This window comes from Polaromonas sp. A23 (assembly GCF_002001015.1).
In the GTDB taxonomy this organism is placed as follows: Bacteria; Pseudomonadota; Gammaproteobacteria; order Burkholderiales; family Burkholderiaceae_C; genus Polaromonas.
Window position 1 is genome coordinate 137,619 of record NZ_MUNO01000018.1, and the last position, 14,343, is coordinate 151,961.

At 60.5% G+C, this 14,343-nt stretch carries 17 protein-coding genes; 8 read left to right on the top strand and 9 right to left on the bottom strand.

The genetic code is table 11. From position 1 onward, the window contains the following. Positions 1–56: 56 nt before the first annotated feature. Both B0B52_RS09550 and B0B52_RS09555 read right to left on the bottom strand, forming a co-directional pair. Positions 57–953, bottom strand: a complete 897-nt coding sequence (locus B0B52_RS09550) for a nucleotidyltransferase (protein WP_077593397.1) — start codon at positions 951–953, stop codon at positions 57–59. Between the two features lie 10 nt (positions 954–963). Then, positions 964–1,893, bottom strand: coding sequence for a patatin-like phospholipase family protein (locus B0B52_RS09555; RefSeq protein WP_077593398.1), 930 nt, complete (start codon positions 1,891–1,893; stop codon positions 964–966). A gap of 317 nt (positions 1,894–2,210) precedes the next feature. Here B0B52_RS09555 and B0B52_RS09560 point away from each other — a divergent pair, with 317 nt between their 5' ends. Then, the gene (locus tag B0B52_RS09560) at positions 2,211–2,660 is read left to right on the top strand and encodes a VOC family protein (protein ID WP_077593399.1); all 450 of its coding nucleotides are present in this window, start codon (positions 2,211–2,213) and stop codon (positions 2,658–2,660) included. 32 nt (positions 2,661–2,692) lie between these two features. Here the strand turns inward: B0B52_RS09560 and B0B52_RS09565 are convergent, their stop codons facing one another. Next, a complete protein-coding gene (locus B0B52_RS09565; protein WP_077593400.1) occupies positions 2,693–3,790 on the bottom strand; it encodes a helix-turn-helix transcriptional regulator in 1,098 nt (365 codons plus the stop codon). A 156-nt stretch (positions 3,791–3,946) separates the two neighbouring features. Here B0B52_RS09565 and B0B52_RS09570 point away from each other — a divergent pair, with 156 nt between their 5' ends. Together B0B52_RS09570 and B0B52_RS09575 are read left to right on the top strand one after the other, a co-directional pair. Next, complete coding sequence (locus B0B52_RS09570; protein WP_077593401.1) at positions 3,947–4,816, top strand: sterol desaturase family protein; 870 nt, start codon at positions 3,947–3,949, stop codon at positions 4,814–4,816. Continuing rightward, on the top strand, positions 4,813–5,274 hold the full coding sequence (locus B0B52_RS09575; protein WP_077593402.1) for an isoprenylcysteine carboxylmethyltransferase family protein: 462 nt from the start codon (positions 4,813–4,815) through the stop codon (positions 5,272–5,274). Before B0B52_RS09570 ends, B0B52_RS09575 begins: the two co-directional genes overlap by 4 nt. 28 nt (positions 5,275–5,302) lie before the next feature. On the opposite strand, the gene B0B52_RS09580 is transcribed toward B0B52_RS09575, so the two are convergent. Then, a complete protein-coding gene (locus B0B52_RS09580; protein ID WP_077593403.1) occupies positions 5,303–6,445 on the bottom strand; it encodes a cysteine desulfurase family protein in 1,143 nt (380 codons plus the stop codon). A 76-nt stretch (positions 6,446–6,521) separates the two neighbouring features. On the opposite strand from B0B52_RS09580, the gene B0B52_RS09585 reads away from it, so the two are divergent. Genes B0B52_RS09585 through B0B52_RS09600 form a run of 4 tightly spaced genes read left to right on the top strand, consistent with a single transcriptional unit; the run spans position 6,522 to position 9,598 of the window. Then, complete coding sequence (locus B0B52_RS09585; RefSeq protein ID WP_077593404.1) at positions 6,522–7,181, top strand: metalloregulator ArsR/SmtB family transcription factor; 660 nt, start codon at positions 6,522–6,524, stop codon at positions 7,179–7,181. A 9-nt stretch (positions 7,182–7,190) separates the two neighbouring features. After that, positions 7,191–7,541 (top strand): DsrE/DsrF/TusD sulfur relay family protein, encoded by a 351-nt coding sequence (locus tag B0B52_RS09590; RefSeq protein WP_077593405.1) that lies wholly within the window; start codon positions 7,191–7,193, stop codon positions 7,539–7,541. A gap of 14 nt (positions 7,542–7,555) precedes the next feature. Continuing rightward, complete coding sequence (locus B0B52_RS09595; RefSeq protein WP_077593406.1) at positions 7,556–8,311, top strand: MBL fold metallo-hydrolase; 756 nt, start codon at positions 7,556–7,558, stop codon at positions 8,309–8,311. A 6-nt stretch (positions 8,312–8,317) separates the two neighbouring features. Continuing rightward, a complete protein-coding gene (locus B0B52_RS09600; RefSeq protein WP_077593407.1) occupies positions 8,318–9,598 on the top strand; it encodes an MFS transporter in 1,281 nt (426 codons plus the stop codon). A 111-nt stretch (positions 9,599–9,709) separates the two neighbouring features. On the opposite strand, the gene B0B52_RS09605 is transcribed toward B0B52_RS09600, so the two are convergent. Further along, positions 9,710–9,958: a DUF3297 family protein gene (locus tag B0B52_RS09605; protein WP_077593408.1), complete on the bottom strand. Its 249-nt coding sequence runs from the start codon at positions 9,956–9,958 to the stop codon at positions 9,710–9,712. A gap of 100 nt (positions 9,959–10,058) precedes the next feature. Next, complete coding sequence (locus B0B52_RS09610; RefSeq protein WP_077593409.1) at positions 10,059–10,772, bottom strand: YebC/PmpR family DNA-binding transcriptional regulator; 714 nt, start codon at positions 10,770–10,772, stop codon at positions 10,059–10,061. 212 nt (positions 10,773–10,984) lie between these two features. Between B0B52_RS09610 and B0B52_RS09615 the strand changes: the two genes are divergently transcribed. After that, complete coding sequence (locus tag B0B52_RS09615; RefSeq protein ID WP_077593410.1) at positions 10,985–11,620, top strand: pyridoxamine 5'-phosphate oxidase family protein; 636 nt, start codon at positions 10,985–10,987, stop codon at positions 11,618–11,620. A gap of 101 nt (positions 11,621–11,721) precedes the next feature. Here the strand turns inward: B0B52_RS09615 and B0B52_RS09620 are convergent, their stop codons facing one another. The 3 genes from B0B52_RS09620 to B0B52_RS09630 are packed head-to-tail and all read right to left on the bottom strand — an operon-like array spanning position 11,722 to position 14,297. After that, positions 11,722–12,513, bottom strand: coding sequence for an ABC transporter ATP-binding protein (locus B0B52_RS09620; protein ID WP_077593411.1), 792 nt, complete (start codon positions 12,511–12,513; stop codon positions 11,722–11,724). Between the two features lie 6 nt (positions 12,514–12,519). Beyond that, the gene (locus B0B52_RS09625) at positions 12,520–13,293 is read right to left on the bottom strand and encodes an ABC transporter permease (RefSeq protein ID WP_077593570.1); all 774 of its coding nucleotides are present in this window, start codon (positions 13,291–13,293) and stop codon (positions 12,520–12,522) included. A gap of 53 nt (positions 13,294–13,346) precedes the next feature. Next, entirely contained in the window at positions 13,347–14,297 is a 951-nt protein-coding gene (locus tag B0B52_RS09630; protein ID WP_077593412.1) for an ABC transporter substrate-binding protein, read from the bottom strand. Between the last annotated feature and the right edge of the window lie 46 nt (positions 14,298–14,343).

The following is a 14,343-nucleotide window of genomic DNA, read 5'->3' on the forward strand; positions in this document are numbered from 1 at the left end:
AATCCTCTTCGGACCCAAGGCAGACATCACCTTTTCAGGTGACGGGTGTTTGTGACTCAAGTGTTCCACACGCTCCAGTATTTCTTTACTGCCCCCATGTACGTTTCGAAGTCGGCCGACTTCCAGCAGTTTCCCTCGCCTTCCCGGATCAGCCAGTAGAGATCGTTCGCACACGCGAGCCGCGTCTTGTCAGAGTTGTTCACCCAATTGAAGCTGTTGACGAACGAATCTTCAAAGCTGGTCCCGAACTTGCTGTCCGGAACGTTCCACAGCATTCCTTCGATGAAATACGAGGGTGCCACACCGTCTGCCAGGTAGCCGTCTTCGACCATGCGATTCCGCATGTTCTTGTAAACGCGGACCATCTTCTTGAACCACTCGTTCGAATTCTGATGTTTCGAAGTACAGTTGTCCCGGTGCTGTTCTGGAAAATTGATGACCCGAGTGTTGTCAGGCAGAAAAAAACAAATCCCCTCGTCGTACTGGTTATCAGTTCCCGTACTTCCCTTTCGGTAACGGCGCAACTTCGCACACACAAGAACGTCAGCCTCACGACGCCCGCTATTGCCTTTGATGAAGATCGCCTTCTTTCCCGGTTTTACATCGGTGCCGAAATGCCTTGTGAGCCAATCGATTACCTCTGCGCGAAACTCATGGACCCCATATTGCACGTCCGGGTACTTGGTTCCGAAACTGCTCTTCGCACCCTGTTCCAACTGCGACAAGTCCGAGTAGAAGGTCTGGTTCAGGCGAATGATGATGTCGACATCACTGTCCTTCCAGACGTTCGTGTCGTTGCCGTACGAGCCTTGGAGGAAAAGCGAAAAGTCCTTTACGTAGTACGGAGACAAGCTCTCATCCAGTACCGCCTTGATCGTGTCGTAGGTGGCCGCAGATTGCGTAATCGAACCTTGCGCGGACCACGTCTTAAGCTGTGATTCTGGAATTGCCATCGATTTCCCCTCAGCAAAGAAAAGCCTTGAGTGTTTCCTCGTGCTCAGCGTACGAATGCACGCCGCGTTGCGTGAGGATGTTGAGCTTCTTAAGATCATGCTCGAACAGATCCGTCGCCATCGCCGGCTCGGAAAATGAGTCACTGATACGGACAGTCTGGATGTGCTTGTACAGAATTTTTCGAAGCTGCTCCATCGACTGCACGTTGATCTCGAGCGTCTTCTGCAGAAGCTGTACACCGGGCGTCCGCTGCTTCCAGTAATCAAAAGTGAGCTTGCTCAGGGGCTTGGGCGGGTAGGTGCCACAGCCCAGGCTTACCACGCGAATGTCGTCCAACGGCACCTGCATCGAGACCGTCGCTTCCGCGATCGCGTAGAGCGTTGGGTTGTTGGCGCAGAAGCCCCCGTCAATAAGCTCGATATTGTCACCGTTCGACGTGACCACCGTCTTCCGATTGAAGTACGGGTAAGCGGCGCATGACGCCTGGACTGCATCGCCCACCTTCACCCCAAAGCCAGGAACGAACGAGCCATGTCGGCCGTGCGCCTGGGCAATGTTCCCCTTGAAGATCATTGGCTGCTCAAGCATCCACTTTGTCGTAACCAAACCGACATTGGTCTTCACGTCCGTGAACATCGCGTTCTTGAAGAGAGTCTCCGACAGTTCGGCGAGAGCTCCAGAGCGCCCGTTCGCGTCTTTGTGCTTCATGACGGTGGGGACGTGCTCCTCGTAGAGCGCGCAAACCTCTTGAACGCTCTTCCCCAGTGCCAACATCGAGGCGATGATCGAACCGGTACTCGTACCAAAGATGAGATCAAACCGCTCGTGGATTGGACACTGAATGAGCGCTTCAATCTCTCGCAGGATACCGAGCGTATAGAACCCCTTGGCGCCACCGCCATCTAGACTTAGCACACGAAATAGTCTCTTCTCCGACATTCGCCTCCTCCTTGACTCTTGTCTGGACGTACAGTTGGATTGTCTGCCTCGCGCTTTTTACGAGATGTCCGCTCTTGGCCGATAGCGGAAATACTACTTATGCGGCCAACTATCGATAACTACATATTTTCGATAGACAATCGTGACAGAGTACAAAGAAACCATGCCTGACGCATCCTTCGAATAGAGGACGCGCACAGTTGCCGATGTGCTTTGAAGGCACCGCGGTTAACGAGGCCGCATGAAGCTCACCACTTGCTGCACGGCATGTAACGGAGGATACTCGCGGGCATAAAAAAACGTACCTGGAGTCAGGCATGGCGTCCGCGCCGACACACAGCTTCACCATCCAGCACATCGACCACATCGTGCTTCGTGTCGCGAGCCTTGAAAGCGCCAGAGCCTTTTACTGCGATGTGCTGGGTTGCAAAGTCGCCAGAAGGCGAGATGAGCTCGGTCTCGTTCATCTTTCAGCCGGTACTTCCATGATTGATCTCATCGCGCTCGACGGCAAGCTCGGGCTGCGGGGTGGCGCCGGTCCGGCGAAGGAGGGCCGCAATGTTGATCATCTGTGCCTTCGGGTCGAGCCTTTTAATGAAGCCGCCCTGACGGCACACCTTGCCGCGCACAACATACCCACCCACGGGCCTGCTGTCGTGAACTTTGGGGCCGAGGGAGAGGGCTTGTCGCTCTACATCTCAGACCCGGACGGCAATACGGTTGAGTTGAAGGGCCCTGCACACACGGGCGCGCATCTGGCCCGGTGATCATTGACCCGCACGGGGCCTGAATCCAGGCCTCATCTTGTGGAGGGCAAGGGCAAGTTTGCCGGGGTTGCCATGCACCGCTCACGAAACTCGGAAGGCGTCATGCCATGGCGCTCCCGGAAGAACCGGTTGAAAGGCCCAATGGATCCAAACCCGGCCTCCAGTGCCAGGGTCAGGATGGGCCGGCGATTCAATGCCGGGTCCGCCATGCGTGCGGTAACTTCCCGCAGCCGGTAGTCGTTGACGAAGGTTGCGAAGTGGCGGTGCCCGAGGCGTGCAAGGATCAGCCGCCGCAACACGTATTCCGGCACCTCCAGGGCAGAGGCCAGACTTCTTACTGAAAGTTCGGGGTCGCGGTAGAGGTGCTGGTCACGCATCAAGATAGCAAGGCGTTCAACCAACATCGCGTCGGCATCCACCGTGGCCGTTGACAAGGGCTCGGCTTCGGCTGCCTTGCCGGAGACCGTGGCTGGTTTGAACAACGCTTCCTGCGCCTGGGGCCTCATGTCCAGCAGGAGTACCGCGTTGGCCAGCAAGGTCAGGTCAATCAGTGAGATGTTCAACAGATCCAGCCACGGGGGAGGGGCCGCGCGCTGGAGGTAGATCTCGACCATGATCACGGCCAGGCTGTAGAAACCGAGCGCGCCAACCACCACCCAACGCAGGCGGCGGCGCGCGTCGATCAGGTCGCCCTCGCGGCTGCGCCAGGCCCTGACGCCGGCCGAACCCAGAAAACCAATCGCCATCAGCTTGCTCAGGCCGCCGAACACCGGCCGCCAATGCGGCGGCACGGGCAGGTAGTCCAACACGGCCAGCAGGCCGCAGGTGATCAACACCGCGGCACCTGTCCAGGCCTGCCAGGGGATATGCCGGTCGTCCTCCAGCACCACGGAGGCCAGCCGCCAAAACACGAAGGGGAATGCCAGCGCCGCCAGCACCAGGGGCAATGCACCGGGCTCAGCGCTGCACCGCAAGGCGGGAGAAGAGCAGGCCAGGTAGGCGGCCACGCAAGACAACATTACTAGCAAATCGGCGCGCAGGCGCCAACCTCCACGCGCCGCGATCACAAGGAGCAGGAGGACCACCATGGCGATGCCTGCGCCGCGCAGCAAGGGTTCAATCAGGTTCATTGCGTCCAGAGGATGTCACAAGGAGGGCGGCCTATCTAGCCAAAACCTGTAATTGCTGGCCTTTTCAATGAAACGGCCAGCATTCACCGGAATCGGGCAGACACCCTGCCGCATTTTTCCTAAATTCAGCCTCCTTTTAGCACCAAGGAGACCACCATGACCAACTTCCAGGACTATTGGGCCGTCGCGGCTGCGGCCTGGCCAACCATCTGGCTGGCAGACCTTTTGCGTTACCTGATTGTTGCGGGTGGGTTTGCCGTGGCTTTGGCCTGGGCGCCCGCTGCCTGGCGGGTTCGCCGCACGGTTCGTATCCGCCAGATTGCCAGCGGGCAGCAGTTGCGCGAATTCAGCCATTCCATGCTGACCGTTGTCATTTTTTCCCTGGTTGGCGCCAGCGTGTTCCTGGGGTACCAGGCGGGATGCCTGAAGATCTATGCCTCTGCAGATGAATACGGCTGGCTTTGGCTGGTTTCCAGTTTCTTCGTCATGGTGGTGGCGCAGGATGCCTGGTTTTACTGGACGCACCGGCTCATGCATCACCGCGGGGTGTTCCGGTGGGCGCACCGCACGCACCACCAGTCGCTCGCTCCCACGCCCTGGACGGCCTACTCCTTCGCGCCCGCTGAAGCCCTGGTGCAGGCGATTTTTCTTCCCTTGTTTCTTGTGGCCATGCCGGTGCACCAGACGGTGGCTTTCTTGTGGGTGGCGCACATGGTCGTGCGCAATGTGGCTGGCCATGCCGGCGTCGAGCTGGCACCACGGGCCTGGCTGGCGGGTTGGTGGGGGCGCTGGCTGACCACCACGCTGCATCACGAAATGCACCACGCCTACGCGAATTCCAACTATGGCCTGTATTTCGTCTGGTGGGACCGCTGGTGCGGCACCGAGCATCCCGGTTATCAGGACGGGCTGTGGGCGCTGACCGGCAGGCTGCACCAGGCGCATGCCGGCGCTGTCGAGACTCCGCATAGCGCCACGACGCAGCTTGGCGACCCCAAGGTCAACGCCGTGGGCCAGCTGCCATGAAAACACTTGAACTCAAAATTCCCCCACCCGTGCTGGGGCTGGGCCTGGCGCTTCTCATGTGGCTCACCTCCCTGCTTTTCGAGCCATGGTCAATGCCGTTCGGATTGCGGCTGGGCGCAGCGCTGGTGCTTGTGGCTGTCGGCCAGAGCATCAGCATGGCCGGCATCCTTCTGTTTCGGCGAGCGGGAACAACCGTCAATCCGTTCACGCCAGGCGCAACCTCGTCGCTGGTCACGAACGGTGTCTATCGCTTCACACGCAACCCTATGTACATCGGCCTGCTGCTGACGCTTTTGGGGTGGGCTGCATTCCTGTCGAGCCCGCCAGCCTTGGTCTACCTGGTTGTTTTCGTGCTGTACATGAACCGCTTCCAGATCGGACCGGAGGAACGCGTGCTTTCATCGCTTTTCGGTGCCGACTATGCCGCCTACCAAGCGCGGGTACGGCGTTGGCTCTGAAGCCCCTCTCGCGACGAGCTGAGGGTTTTCAGGTGGCCACCAGTTGATGCCATGCTTGAATGAGACCCTGCGCCGCTCGCGTGACTTCTTCATCTGTGGTTCCACGGCCCACAGACAGCCGCACGGCTCCAGATGCCTCCTCGTAGCTTTTGCTCATGGCGGCCAGCACACCGCTTACTTCGCGTCGTCCTGAATGACAGGCAGAACCGGTCGAGGCTGCCACCTCCGGCACCGAGGCCAGGAGGGTGGCCCCTTCGACCCCTGGAAACGAAACATTGAGCGTGTTGGGAAGGCGTTCGTCAGGGTGCCCATTGAATACCAGACCAGGGATCTGGGTGGACAGATACGCATGCAAGGCGTCGCGGTGTCGGCGCATCGCGGGCCCGGATTGCGAAAGCCGGTTTTGCGCCAATTCCGCAGCGGCACCCAATCCCACAGAAAAAGCAACGTTTTCTGTGCCTGGGCGAAGACCCCGTTCCTGCTCGCCGCCAAAGAGAACGCTTCGCAGCGGCGTGTTTCGACGCACGTACAACGCGCCAATTCCCTTTGGGGCGTAGGCTTTATGTCCTGCGATGCTCAGAAGATCGACACCGAGCGCTTGGACGTTGACATCGATCTTTCCGATGGATTGTGCTGCGTCGGTATGCAACAGGATTCCGCGAGCCCGGGCGAGGCGACCGATCTCCGCGATGGGCTGAATGGTTCCTACTTCGTTGTTCGCATGCATGATCGAAATCAGCGCGGTATCCGGGCGCAGAACTTCCGCCAGCGAAGACACCACAACACGGCCCGCCGTGTCCACGGGAACGATGGATACCTCCCACCCTCGCTCACGCAGCTGCAGGGCGGGCTGCATGACCGCAGGGTGTTCGATGGCGCTGACAACCATGTGCCGCCTGGAAGTGTTTTCCATGGCCGACGCTACGCCCAGCAGGGCCATGTTGTTTGCCTCGGTTGCGTTGGCGGTGAAGAGTATTTCATCGTCTTCTGCGCCGATCAACCGCGCGACCTGCCCGCGTGCGTGTGCAAGCGCCCTGGCGGCCTCCTGGCCATAGGCGTGCGATGACGATGGATTGCCGAACGACTCATAGAGGAAGGGAAGGATGGCTTGTGCTACTTCCGGCGCGACGGGTGTCGTGGCGTTATGGTCCAGGTAAATCGGGTGGGTCATGGTTCGGCTCGCATGGTGAACAGGGTGTTTTGGGATATCTAATTGCCAACATTCTAAAAAACGTTAGAATATTAGCATGAGACAAATCAAAGACCATTTGTACGAGCAGGTTGCCCGCATCGGCAAGGCCGTGGCCAGCCCCAAGCGCCTGGAGCTGATCGAGCTACTTTGCCAGGGCGAGAAGACCGTTGAAGTGCTCGCGGCGCAGTCTGAGATCAGCGTCAAGCTCGCGAGCGCCCACCTGAAGCAGCTGCGCCTTGCGCGACTCGCCGAGACGCGCAAGGAGGGAAAATACGTCCTGTACCGTCTGGCCAGCAACAGCGTGGCCGACCTCTGGGTGAACCTGCGGTCCGAGGCGGAGGAGCGGCTCGTCGAGCTGCAGATTGCGCTGGCCTCCATCGTCGACCACGGCGATGAACTGGAGGGCATTGATCGCGCTGCCATCCTGAAGAAAGCAAAGGCCGGTGAGGTGCTGGTTCTGGACGTGCGGCCGGAAGAGGAGTTCGCCACCGCCCATTTGCCACATGCCCGCTCACTGCCCATGGACGAGCTCCGCAAGCGGCTGAAGGAGCTTCCGAAAGACGTGCCCGTCGTTGCCTATTGCCGCGGCCCGTTCTGCCTGATGGCCAGGGACGCGGTCGAGCTGTTGCGCAAGAAGGGTTACAGCGCATTTCACCTGACCGACGGCGTGGCGGAATGGCGCGCCAGCGGCTTGCCCATTGAACAGTCAAGCTGAGGCATCACCATGAAGACACTGCTCATCCTGAACGATGCACCCTACGGTAGCGAGCGTACTTACAACGGCTCGCGCCTGGCCGGTGCACTGGCCAAACAGGCAGGCAATGAGGTTCGTATGTACCTCATTGGTGACGCCGCGTCGGCTGCGCACCGGCTCCAGAAGGTGCCGACCGGTTTTTACAACCTTGAAGTCATGCTCGGCGCGGTGGTGAGCCACGGTGGCGTCATTGGTGTTTGCGGCACTTGCATGGACGCACGCGGTATCGGTACCGACGACCTTGTTCCTGGCGCGCACCGAAGCACCATGGATGAACTCACCCAATGGACGGCCTGGGCTGACAAAGCCCTGGTGTTCTGATTCAGGAGACAAACATGTTCTTCAAACAGCGAGCGGCGGAGAGCGCCACCCTTTCGTACTTCTTCGGCTGCGCGGGTCATGCACAGGCGGTGGCCGTTGACGTTGTTGTCGGCGACGAAGACTGGTTCATGGCCGAAGCTGAGAAAGCGGGCGTCAGCATTGCCCATGTCATTGACACCCATGTGCATGCCGACCACTACTCGGGCGGTCCGGCATTGGCACAGCGGGCCGGTGCGCCGTATTACCTGCACGAGAGCAACAAGGGCCGGGTTACTTTCGGGTTCGCGCCGCTGACGGATGGCCAGCGCCTGGAGGCGGGCAACGTAGTGGTCGATGTGCTGCACACGCCGGGGCACACGCCAGACAGCATCTGCCTGCTGGTGCGCGACCTGCGCCGGGGCGACGAGCCCTGGTTCGTCATCAGCGGCGACACCTTGTTCGTGGGCGCCGTCGGCCGCCCCGACCTCGCAGGCCGCGAGCAGGAGATGGCGGGCCAGTTGCACGACAGCCTGCATGCCAAGCTGCTGACCTTGCCAGCCGATCTTGAGATCTACCCCGGTCACCAGGCCGGCAGTGCTTGTGGCGCCGGCTTGTCCGGCAAGCCCGCATCGACCATCGGTTTCGAGAAACGCTTCAACCCCGTGCTGTCGATGTCACGCGAAGCCTTTGTTGCCGCTGTCACGGCAGACATTCCGCAGCAGCCCCAGGACATGGCCCGCATCATGGACGCCAACCTTCATGGAACGGCCCCGGAGCCGGCGCTTGCCTGAGCACAGATGAACTACGGTATTCGCAGTAACCTTGGTCAGGTGCTGCAGCAGTTGCTGCAGGTGCTGTTCGTGGGCATGACCATCGGGATGATGCGCAACGTTGTTCCGGCGCTGGCTGAGACCGAGTTTGGCGTGCCGCGCGGCTCTTTCATGCTGCTGGTGGCTTTTGTTGTGGCCTTCGGTTTTGTCAAGGGCGCAATGAACTTCGTCGCCGGCCGCCTGGCAGAACGCCTGGGCCGCCGGCATGTTCTGCTGGTGGGCTGGCTAGTGGCGCTGCCCATTCCGCTGATCGTTTACTTCGCAACGTCCTGGAGCTGGATTGTGCTGGCAACCATCCTGCTGGGTATCAACCAGGGCCTGACCTGGTCAATGACACAGACGGCCAAGCTCGACATCACCCGCGCCGACCAGCGCGGGCTGGTCATCGGGCTCAATGAGTTCGCCGGTTATGTGGGTGTGGCCATTGCCGGTGTGGTCACGGGTTATGCGGCCTCGCTGCTAGGCCCGCGCGAGGGTTTGCTGTGGTTTGGTGCGGCCGTCATCGGCCTGGCTACGCTGCTGGCCTGGCTGGGCGTGAAGGAGACGCTGCCCTGGGCCCAGGCAGAAGTTAAAAGCCACGCGGCAGCACCTTTGGCGCAAGCTTTTCAGCCGCGTTACCCGGCGGGCGTCAGTGCGCGGCCATCGACCCGGGAAATATTTGCCCTCATGAGCTGGCGAGACCGCCGCATGGCAGCGCTGTGCCAGGCAGGCATGGTCGAGAAGTTTGTTGACGCGTTGGTCTGGGCGTTCTGGCCGCTCTATCTGCACCAGCAGGGCGTCAGCTTGCCCGGCATCGGCTGGATCGTTGGTGTTTACGGTTTCACCTGGGGTGGCGCCCAGCTTGTCACCGGCAGGTTGTCTGACCGCGTGGGGCGGCATCACCTGAACGCTTGGGGCATGTGGCTGTGCGGCGCTGGCGTTGCGCTGCTGCCGCTGGGCCAGGGTTCAGCATGGTGGAGTGCCTCCGCCGCAATTGCCGGCCTGGGCATGGCCATGCTGTACCCCAACCTCAGCGCGGCGGTGGCCGACATTGCCCACCCCAGCTGGCGTGCTTCTGCGATTGGCATTTACCGCTTCTGGCGCGACCTGGGTTACGGCATCGGTGCCCTGGGCCTGGGGGCGGCCGCGGCCTTGGGCGGCCGCATCGAAAGCGCTTTCTGGTTCGTTGCGGTGGCGATGTTGCTGTCCGGTGCCGTGCTTTACCACTGGGGCGAAGAGACTCATCCCCAGCTCAACCCTGCGCATTGACTCACACAAGTCCATCGGAGTGCTATTGAATTAATAGCTGAATGCGACCGTCAGCAAAGGGCTACAGGGCGATTCTTGTGAATAATTTGTTGGCACGCGCTGCGCCGGAGCCTATTTGTAAAACGCTTCGACCTTGCCCTTCAGCTTGATCATCAGCGGCTGGCCTTTGCGGTCCAGCGTTTTGCCGGCGGGCACTTTGACCCAGCGCTCGCTGATGCAGTATTCCTCCACATCGTTGCGTTCCTTGTCATTGAGGCGGATGCCGATGGGGTGTTCAAACACGGCGGCAATGTGGTGCGGGCTGCGCGGATCAATCGACAGGCGATCGGGCAGAGGAGGGCGTTCGGTGGTTTCGGTCATGGGTACTTTGGTTGGGTGGTGCAGTCTGCAGCCATTTTCCATGATCCGCCCGGGCCGGGACCATTGCCCGGGCGGCGCATGGGTGCTTGATTAAAAGGCCTCAGCCTCCGAGGCCTGCAAACACGTTCTGCACATCGTCGTTGCCGTCAATGGCGGCCAGAAAAGCTTCCACCTCTTCCAGCTCCGCGGCGCTCAGGCTGGCAGGGTCAATCGGGTTTTTGGCCTTGTAGCCCAGCTTGGCCGAAAGCACGGTAAAGCCCTGGGCCGGCAGCGCGCGGCTGACGATGTCGAGGTCTGTTGCATCGGTCAAAAACATGGTGGTGCCGTCTTCGTCGCCAGGCTCAAAGTCCTGTGCGCCGGCCTCAATGGCGGCCAGCTCCGGGTCGGCACCGGCTACTGTGGGTTCGGCCTCGATCATGCCAACGTGGTCAAAGTCCCATGACACGGAGCCGGAGGTGCCCAGCTGCCCCTTGCGGAACAAGACACGCATTTCGGGTGCAGTGCGATTGAGGTTGTCTGTCAGGCACTCGACCATGACCGGCACGCGGTGCGGCGCAAAGCCTTCGTAAATAACGTGTTCGTAGTGAACCGTGTCGCCCGTCAGGCCGGCGCCTTTCTTGATGGCGCGTTCCAGCGTGTCTTTGGGCATGGAGACCTTGCGGGCTTGCTCGACCACCAGCCGTAGCCGAGCGTTGGACGCCGGGTCTGCGCCGCTGCGCGCCGCGATCATGATGTCCTTGGCCAGCCTTCCAAACAGCTTGCCCTTGGCATTGGCTGCCAGTTCCTTGCCTTTTGCTTTCCACTGCGCGCCCATGTTGAGATTTCCTGGTATTGCCGCGCTCCATGGCGCCTGCTGTTCTGTGAGAGGGGCTGCGTGCATGCTCAATGGCGCGGCGCAGCCAGGGGGCTTTGTTTATACACCTATAGCCGGGGGGTGCCTCACGCTGGCTGGCCTCATGGCCGCTGGTGATTTATTGGGCGGCAAGTTTGTCCGCAGATAATTCAAAGCTAAAAATGGAGTCCCCCATGACCAGTGCCCCAGCCGCAGATCCCCATGCCATCACCACCGCTGACCAGCTTGCATCGCTTTTTGGGAAAGTAGGGGAGGCTTCCATCAAGAAGGAGGTCCCCTTCCTGCACCCGCATTACCGCGCCTTGATCGAAGCCTCGCCGTTTGCCGTGCTGGCCACTGTGGGGCCGGATGGGCTGGACGCCTCGCCGCGCGGCGACCCGCCAGGTTTTGTGCAGGTTGAAGACGAAACAACGCTGCTGGTGCCAGAGCGCCGCGGCAACAACCGGGTAGACAGCCTGCACAACATCCTGAGCGACCCCAGGGTTGCGCTGATCTTCCTGATTCCCGGTGTAGGCGAAACCCTGCGGGTGAATGGGCGCGCCGGCATTACCACTGCGCCAGACATGCTGGCGCGCTTTGAGATGCAGGGGCAGCTGCCCAGGTGCGTGCTTGTGGTGAAGATTGACACCGTGTTCTTCCAGTGCGCCCGGGCCATTCAGCGCTCGGGTTTGTGGAATGCGCCAGCGGCTGACGCGCGGGCCCAGGTGCCCAGCCCGGGCGCCATTCTTCAGGCACTTACCGCCTCAAGCATTGACGGTGAGAAGTACGACCAGGAGCTGCCAGCCCGCCAGCGCGCCACGCTGTATTGAGCGGCGGATTTTGCTATTAAAAGAGTAGCTATTGGCGCCCGTATTTAAAGGGCTAGGGGCTGATTTGGCTTGAAATTTATGGCGATTGGGGCTTAAACGGCTTAAGCGGCCTCAGCCATCAGCCCGGCGGCCCGCTGCACTTCAACGCGGATTTCTTCAGTCAACCTGGCTTTGAGGTCCACAAACACCGGCGTGGTTTTGACCGAGTAGTGGCGGGGGTGTTCGATAGCCACCGGCAGGTCGCACTTGATGCGGCCGGGGCGCGCACTCATGACCACCACGCGGTTGCCCATGAAGATGGCTTCGTCGATGTCGTGGGTGACAAACAGCACCGTCTTGCGCTCGGCCTCCCAAATGCCCTGCAATAGCTCCTGCATCAGCTCGCGGGTCTGGTGGTCCAGCGCGCCGAAGGGCTCGTCCATCAGCAGAATGCGCGGATTGTTCGCCAGAGCCCTGGCCAGCGCGGTGCGCTGCTGCATGCCACCTGAAAGCTGCTTGGGGAAGTGGTTCTCAAAACCCTTGAGCCCGACCTTGCCGATGAACTGCCGCGCAATCGCATGCTGCTCTTCCAGCGGCAGGCCTTTTTCGCGCAGGCCGAAGCAGACGTTTTGCAGCACGGTGAGCCAGGGGAACAGCGTGTAGCTCTGGAACACCATGCCGCGGTCAGCACCGGGGCCGCTGACGGCCCGGCCGTCGAGCGTGATGCTGCCAGTGGTCGGCGTGTCCAGCCCGGCCACCATGCGCAGCAGCGTGCTTTTGCCGCAGCCCGAGGGACCGAGGATGGTGATGAAGTCGTTCTCGGCCACGCTGAGGTCGGTAGCCTGCAAGGCAACCGTGCCGCCGTTGGCGCCGGCGAAGGTTTTGGAGACCTGGGAGATTTCAAGAATATTCATAAGGGCTTACAGCCTCGCCCATGGAAAGAGCTTTTTGTTGAGGGCTTTAAAAGCAAAGTCGGTCACCAGGCCAATCACGCCGATCACGATGATGCCGAAGATGATCTGGTCGGTCGCCAGCAGCGCCTGGCTGTCGGTGATCATGTGGCCAATGCCGCTGGACGCGCCTATCAGTTCCGCCACGATCACATAGGTCCAGGCCCAGCCCAGCACCATGCGCAGCGTCTCGGCAATCTCGGGTGCGCTGCTTGGCAGCAGCACACGCGTGACAATGCCGCGGTCACCCGCGCCCAGTGTGTAGGCCGCTTCAACCAGATCGCGCCGGGTGTTGCCCACGCTCACCGCCATCATCAGCACCAGCTGGAAAAACGAGCCGATAAAAATAACGGCCAGCTTCTGCGCTTCGCCAATGCCGGCCCAGAGAATCAGCAGCGGAATAAAAGCCGAGGCAGGCAGGTAGCGCGCAAAGCTCACAAAGGGTTCGAAGAACGCCTCGATGGGCTTGTAGGCGCCCATCAGCACGCCCAGTGGCACGGCCAGCACGGCGGCAATCAAAAAGCCACCAAGCACGCGCCACACCGTCATGCCGATGTCCTTCATGAAACCCTGGTTGACGAGCAGGTCGTAACCCGAGCGCACCATGGTCACCGGGTCGGCCAAAAAGGTTTTGGACACATAGCCGCCAAAGGTGGCGAAGGCCCACACCGCAAAAAAGAGCACGAAGAAGGAAATGCCCAGCGCGATGCGGGCGCCGGGGGCGACGGGTTGGAGAGGGCGCATGGGTTTACAGGTTTGGCTTGTCATTGCGGGTCAAGCCCGCAATGACAAACTGGTTATTTCAAGAAGCGTGTGTCAGCCAGCTTGCTCATGTCGGGCAGGGCCTTGATGACGCCAGCTTCCAGCAGCAACTCTGCAGCTTCCTTGCTGAAAGCGGCATGCTCGCCGGCAAAGAACTTCTGGTTGGCTGCACGGTCTTGCCAGCGCAGGTACTTCTGGCTGGCCTCGAACTTGTCGGCTGGCTGCTTGACGTCAGCGCCCATGATTTCAAAACTCTTTTGCGGATCTTTCTGGATCATTTCCAGCGCATCGAAATAGCTGTCGGCCAGGGCTTTGGCGGCTTTGGGGTTGTCCGTCAGGAATTTGGGTGTGCAGCCTACCGTGTCCATGATCATCGGGTAGTCCAGCGTGGTGGCGATGATCTTGCCGGCTTCAGGTTTTGCGCGCACTGCACCGAGGTAGGGCTCGTAAGTCATGGCGGCGTCGATGCCGTCGGTGCCGGCAATCATCGCGTTGGCCGCAGCTTGCGGCTCCAGGTTGACGATCTTCACGTCTTTCGGGCTCAGGCCGTTCTTCTTGAGCATCCAGGCCAGGGTGAACCAGGGTGCGGTGCCGGGGGCGCTGGCGGCAACGGTTTTGCCTTTGAGGTCGCTGATTTTGGTGATGTTGGGTTTGACCACCATGCCGTCGGCGCCGTAGCTTTTGTCGAGCTGGAAAATTTGCGTGGTGGCCACACCATTGGCATTCCAGACAATCCAGGTCTCCACAGTGGTGGCGGCGCATTGCACGTCACCCGAGGCAATTGCGAGGTGGCGGTCTTTCTGCGGAATTTTCTTGATCGTCACATCAAGACCGTTTTTCTTGAAGATGCCGGCTTCCTTGGCCAGGGTCAGCGGGGCAAAACCCGTCCAGCCTGACATGCCCAGCGTGATTTTGGTTTCCTGCACTTGCGCTTGCGCGGTGGCGCAGGCAAAGGCGACGAGCGAGAGAGTCAGTAGCTTCTTCATGGTGGGCTCCTAGGGTTAACTTGTGATGGGACGGGTGATCAAACTT

Excerpts from the sequence above, each read along its gene's own strand:
- B0B52_RS09630 (WP_077593412.1), bottom strand. The coding sequence starts at position 14,297 with ATGAAGAAGCTACTGACTCTCTCGCTCGTCGCCTTTGCCTGCGCCACC.
- B0B52_RS09615 (WP_077593410.1), top strand. The coding sequence starts at position 10,985 with ATGACCAGTGCCCCAGCCGCAGATCCCCATGCCATCACCACCGCTGAC.
- B0B52_RS09600 (WP_077593407.1), top strand. The coding sequence starts at position 8,318 with ATGAACTACGGTATTCGCAGTAACCTTGGTCAGGTGCTGCAGCAGTTG.
- B0B52_RS09580 (WP_077593403.1), bottom strand. The coding sequence starts at position 6,445 with ATGACCCACCCGATTTACCTGGACCATAACGCCACGACACCCGTCGCG.
- B0B52_RS09550 (WP_077593397.1), bottom strand. The coding sequence starts at position 953 with ATGGCAATTCCAGAATCACAGCTTAAGACGTGGTCCGCGCAAGGTTCG.
- B0B52_RS09610 (WP_077593409.1), bottom strand. The coding sequence starts at position 10,772 with ATGGGCGCGCAGTGGAAAGCAAAAGGCAAGGAACTGGCAGCCAATGCC.
- B0B52_RS09590 (WP_077593405.1), top strand. The coding sequence starts at position 7,191 with ATGAAGACACTGCTCATCCTGAACGATGCACCCTACGGTAGCGAGCGT.
- B0B52_RS09555 (WP_077593398.1), bottom strand. The coding sequence starts at position 1,893 with ATGTCGGAGAAGAGACTATTTCGTGTGCTAAGTCTAGATGGCGGTGGC.
- B0B52_RS09605 (WP_077593408.1), bottom strand. The coding sequence starts at position 9,958 with ATGACCGAAACCACCGAACGCCCTCCTCTGCCCGATCGCCTGTCGATT.
- B0B52_RS09585 (WP_077593404.1), top strand. The coding sequence starts at position 6,522 with ATGAGACAAATCAAAGACCATTTGTACGAGCAGGTTGCCCGCATCGGC.
- B0B52_RS09575 (WP_077593402.1), top strand. The coding sequence starts at position 4,813 with ATGAAAACACTTGAACTCAAAATTCCCCCACCCGTGCTGGGGCTGGGC.
- B0B52_RS09565 (WP_077593400.1), bottom strand. The coding sequence starts at position 3,790 with ATGAACCTGATTGAACCCTTGCTGCGCGGCGCAGGCATCGCCATGGTG.
- B0B52_RS09620 (WP_077593411.1), bottom strand. The coding sequence starts at position 12,513 with ATGAATATTCTTGAAATCTCCCAGGTCTCCAAAACCTTCGCCGGCGCC.
- B0B52_RS09570 (WP_077593401.1), top strand. The coding sequence starts at position 3,947 with ATGACCAACTTCCAGGACTATTGGGCCGTCGCGGCTGCGGCCTGGCCA.
- B0B52_RS09595 (WP_077593406.1), top strand. The coding sequence starts at position 7,556 with ATGTTCTTCAAACAGCGAGCGGCGGAGAGCGCCACCCTTTCGTACTTC.
- B0B52_RS09625 (WP_077593570.1), bottom strand. The coding sequence starts at position 13,293 with ATGCGCCCTCTCCAACCCGTCGCCCCCGGCGCCCGCATCGCGCTGGGC.
- B0B52_RS09560 (WP_077593399.1), top strand. The coding sequence starts at position 2,211 with ATGGCGTCCGCGCCGACACACAGCTTCACCATCCAGCACATCGACCAC.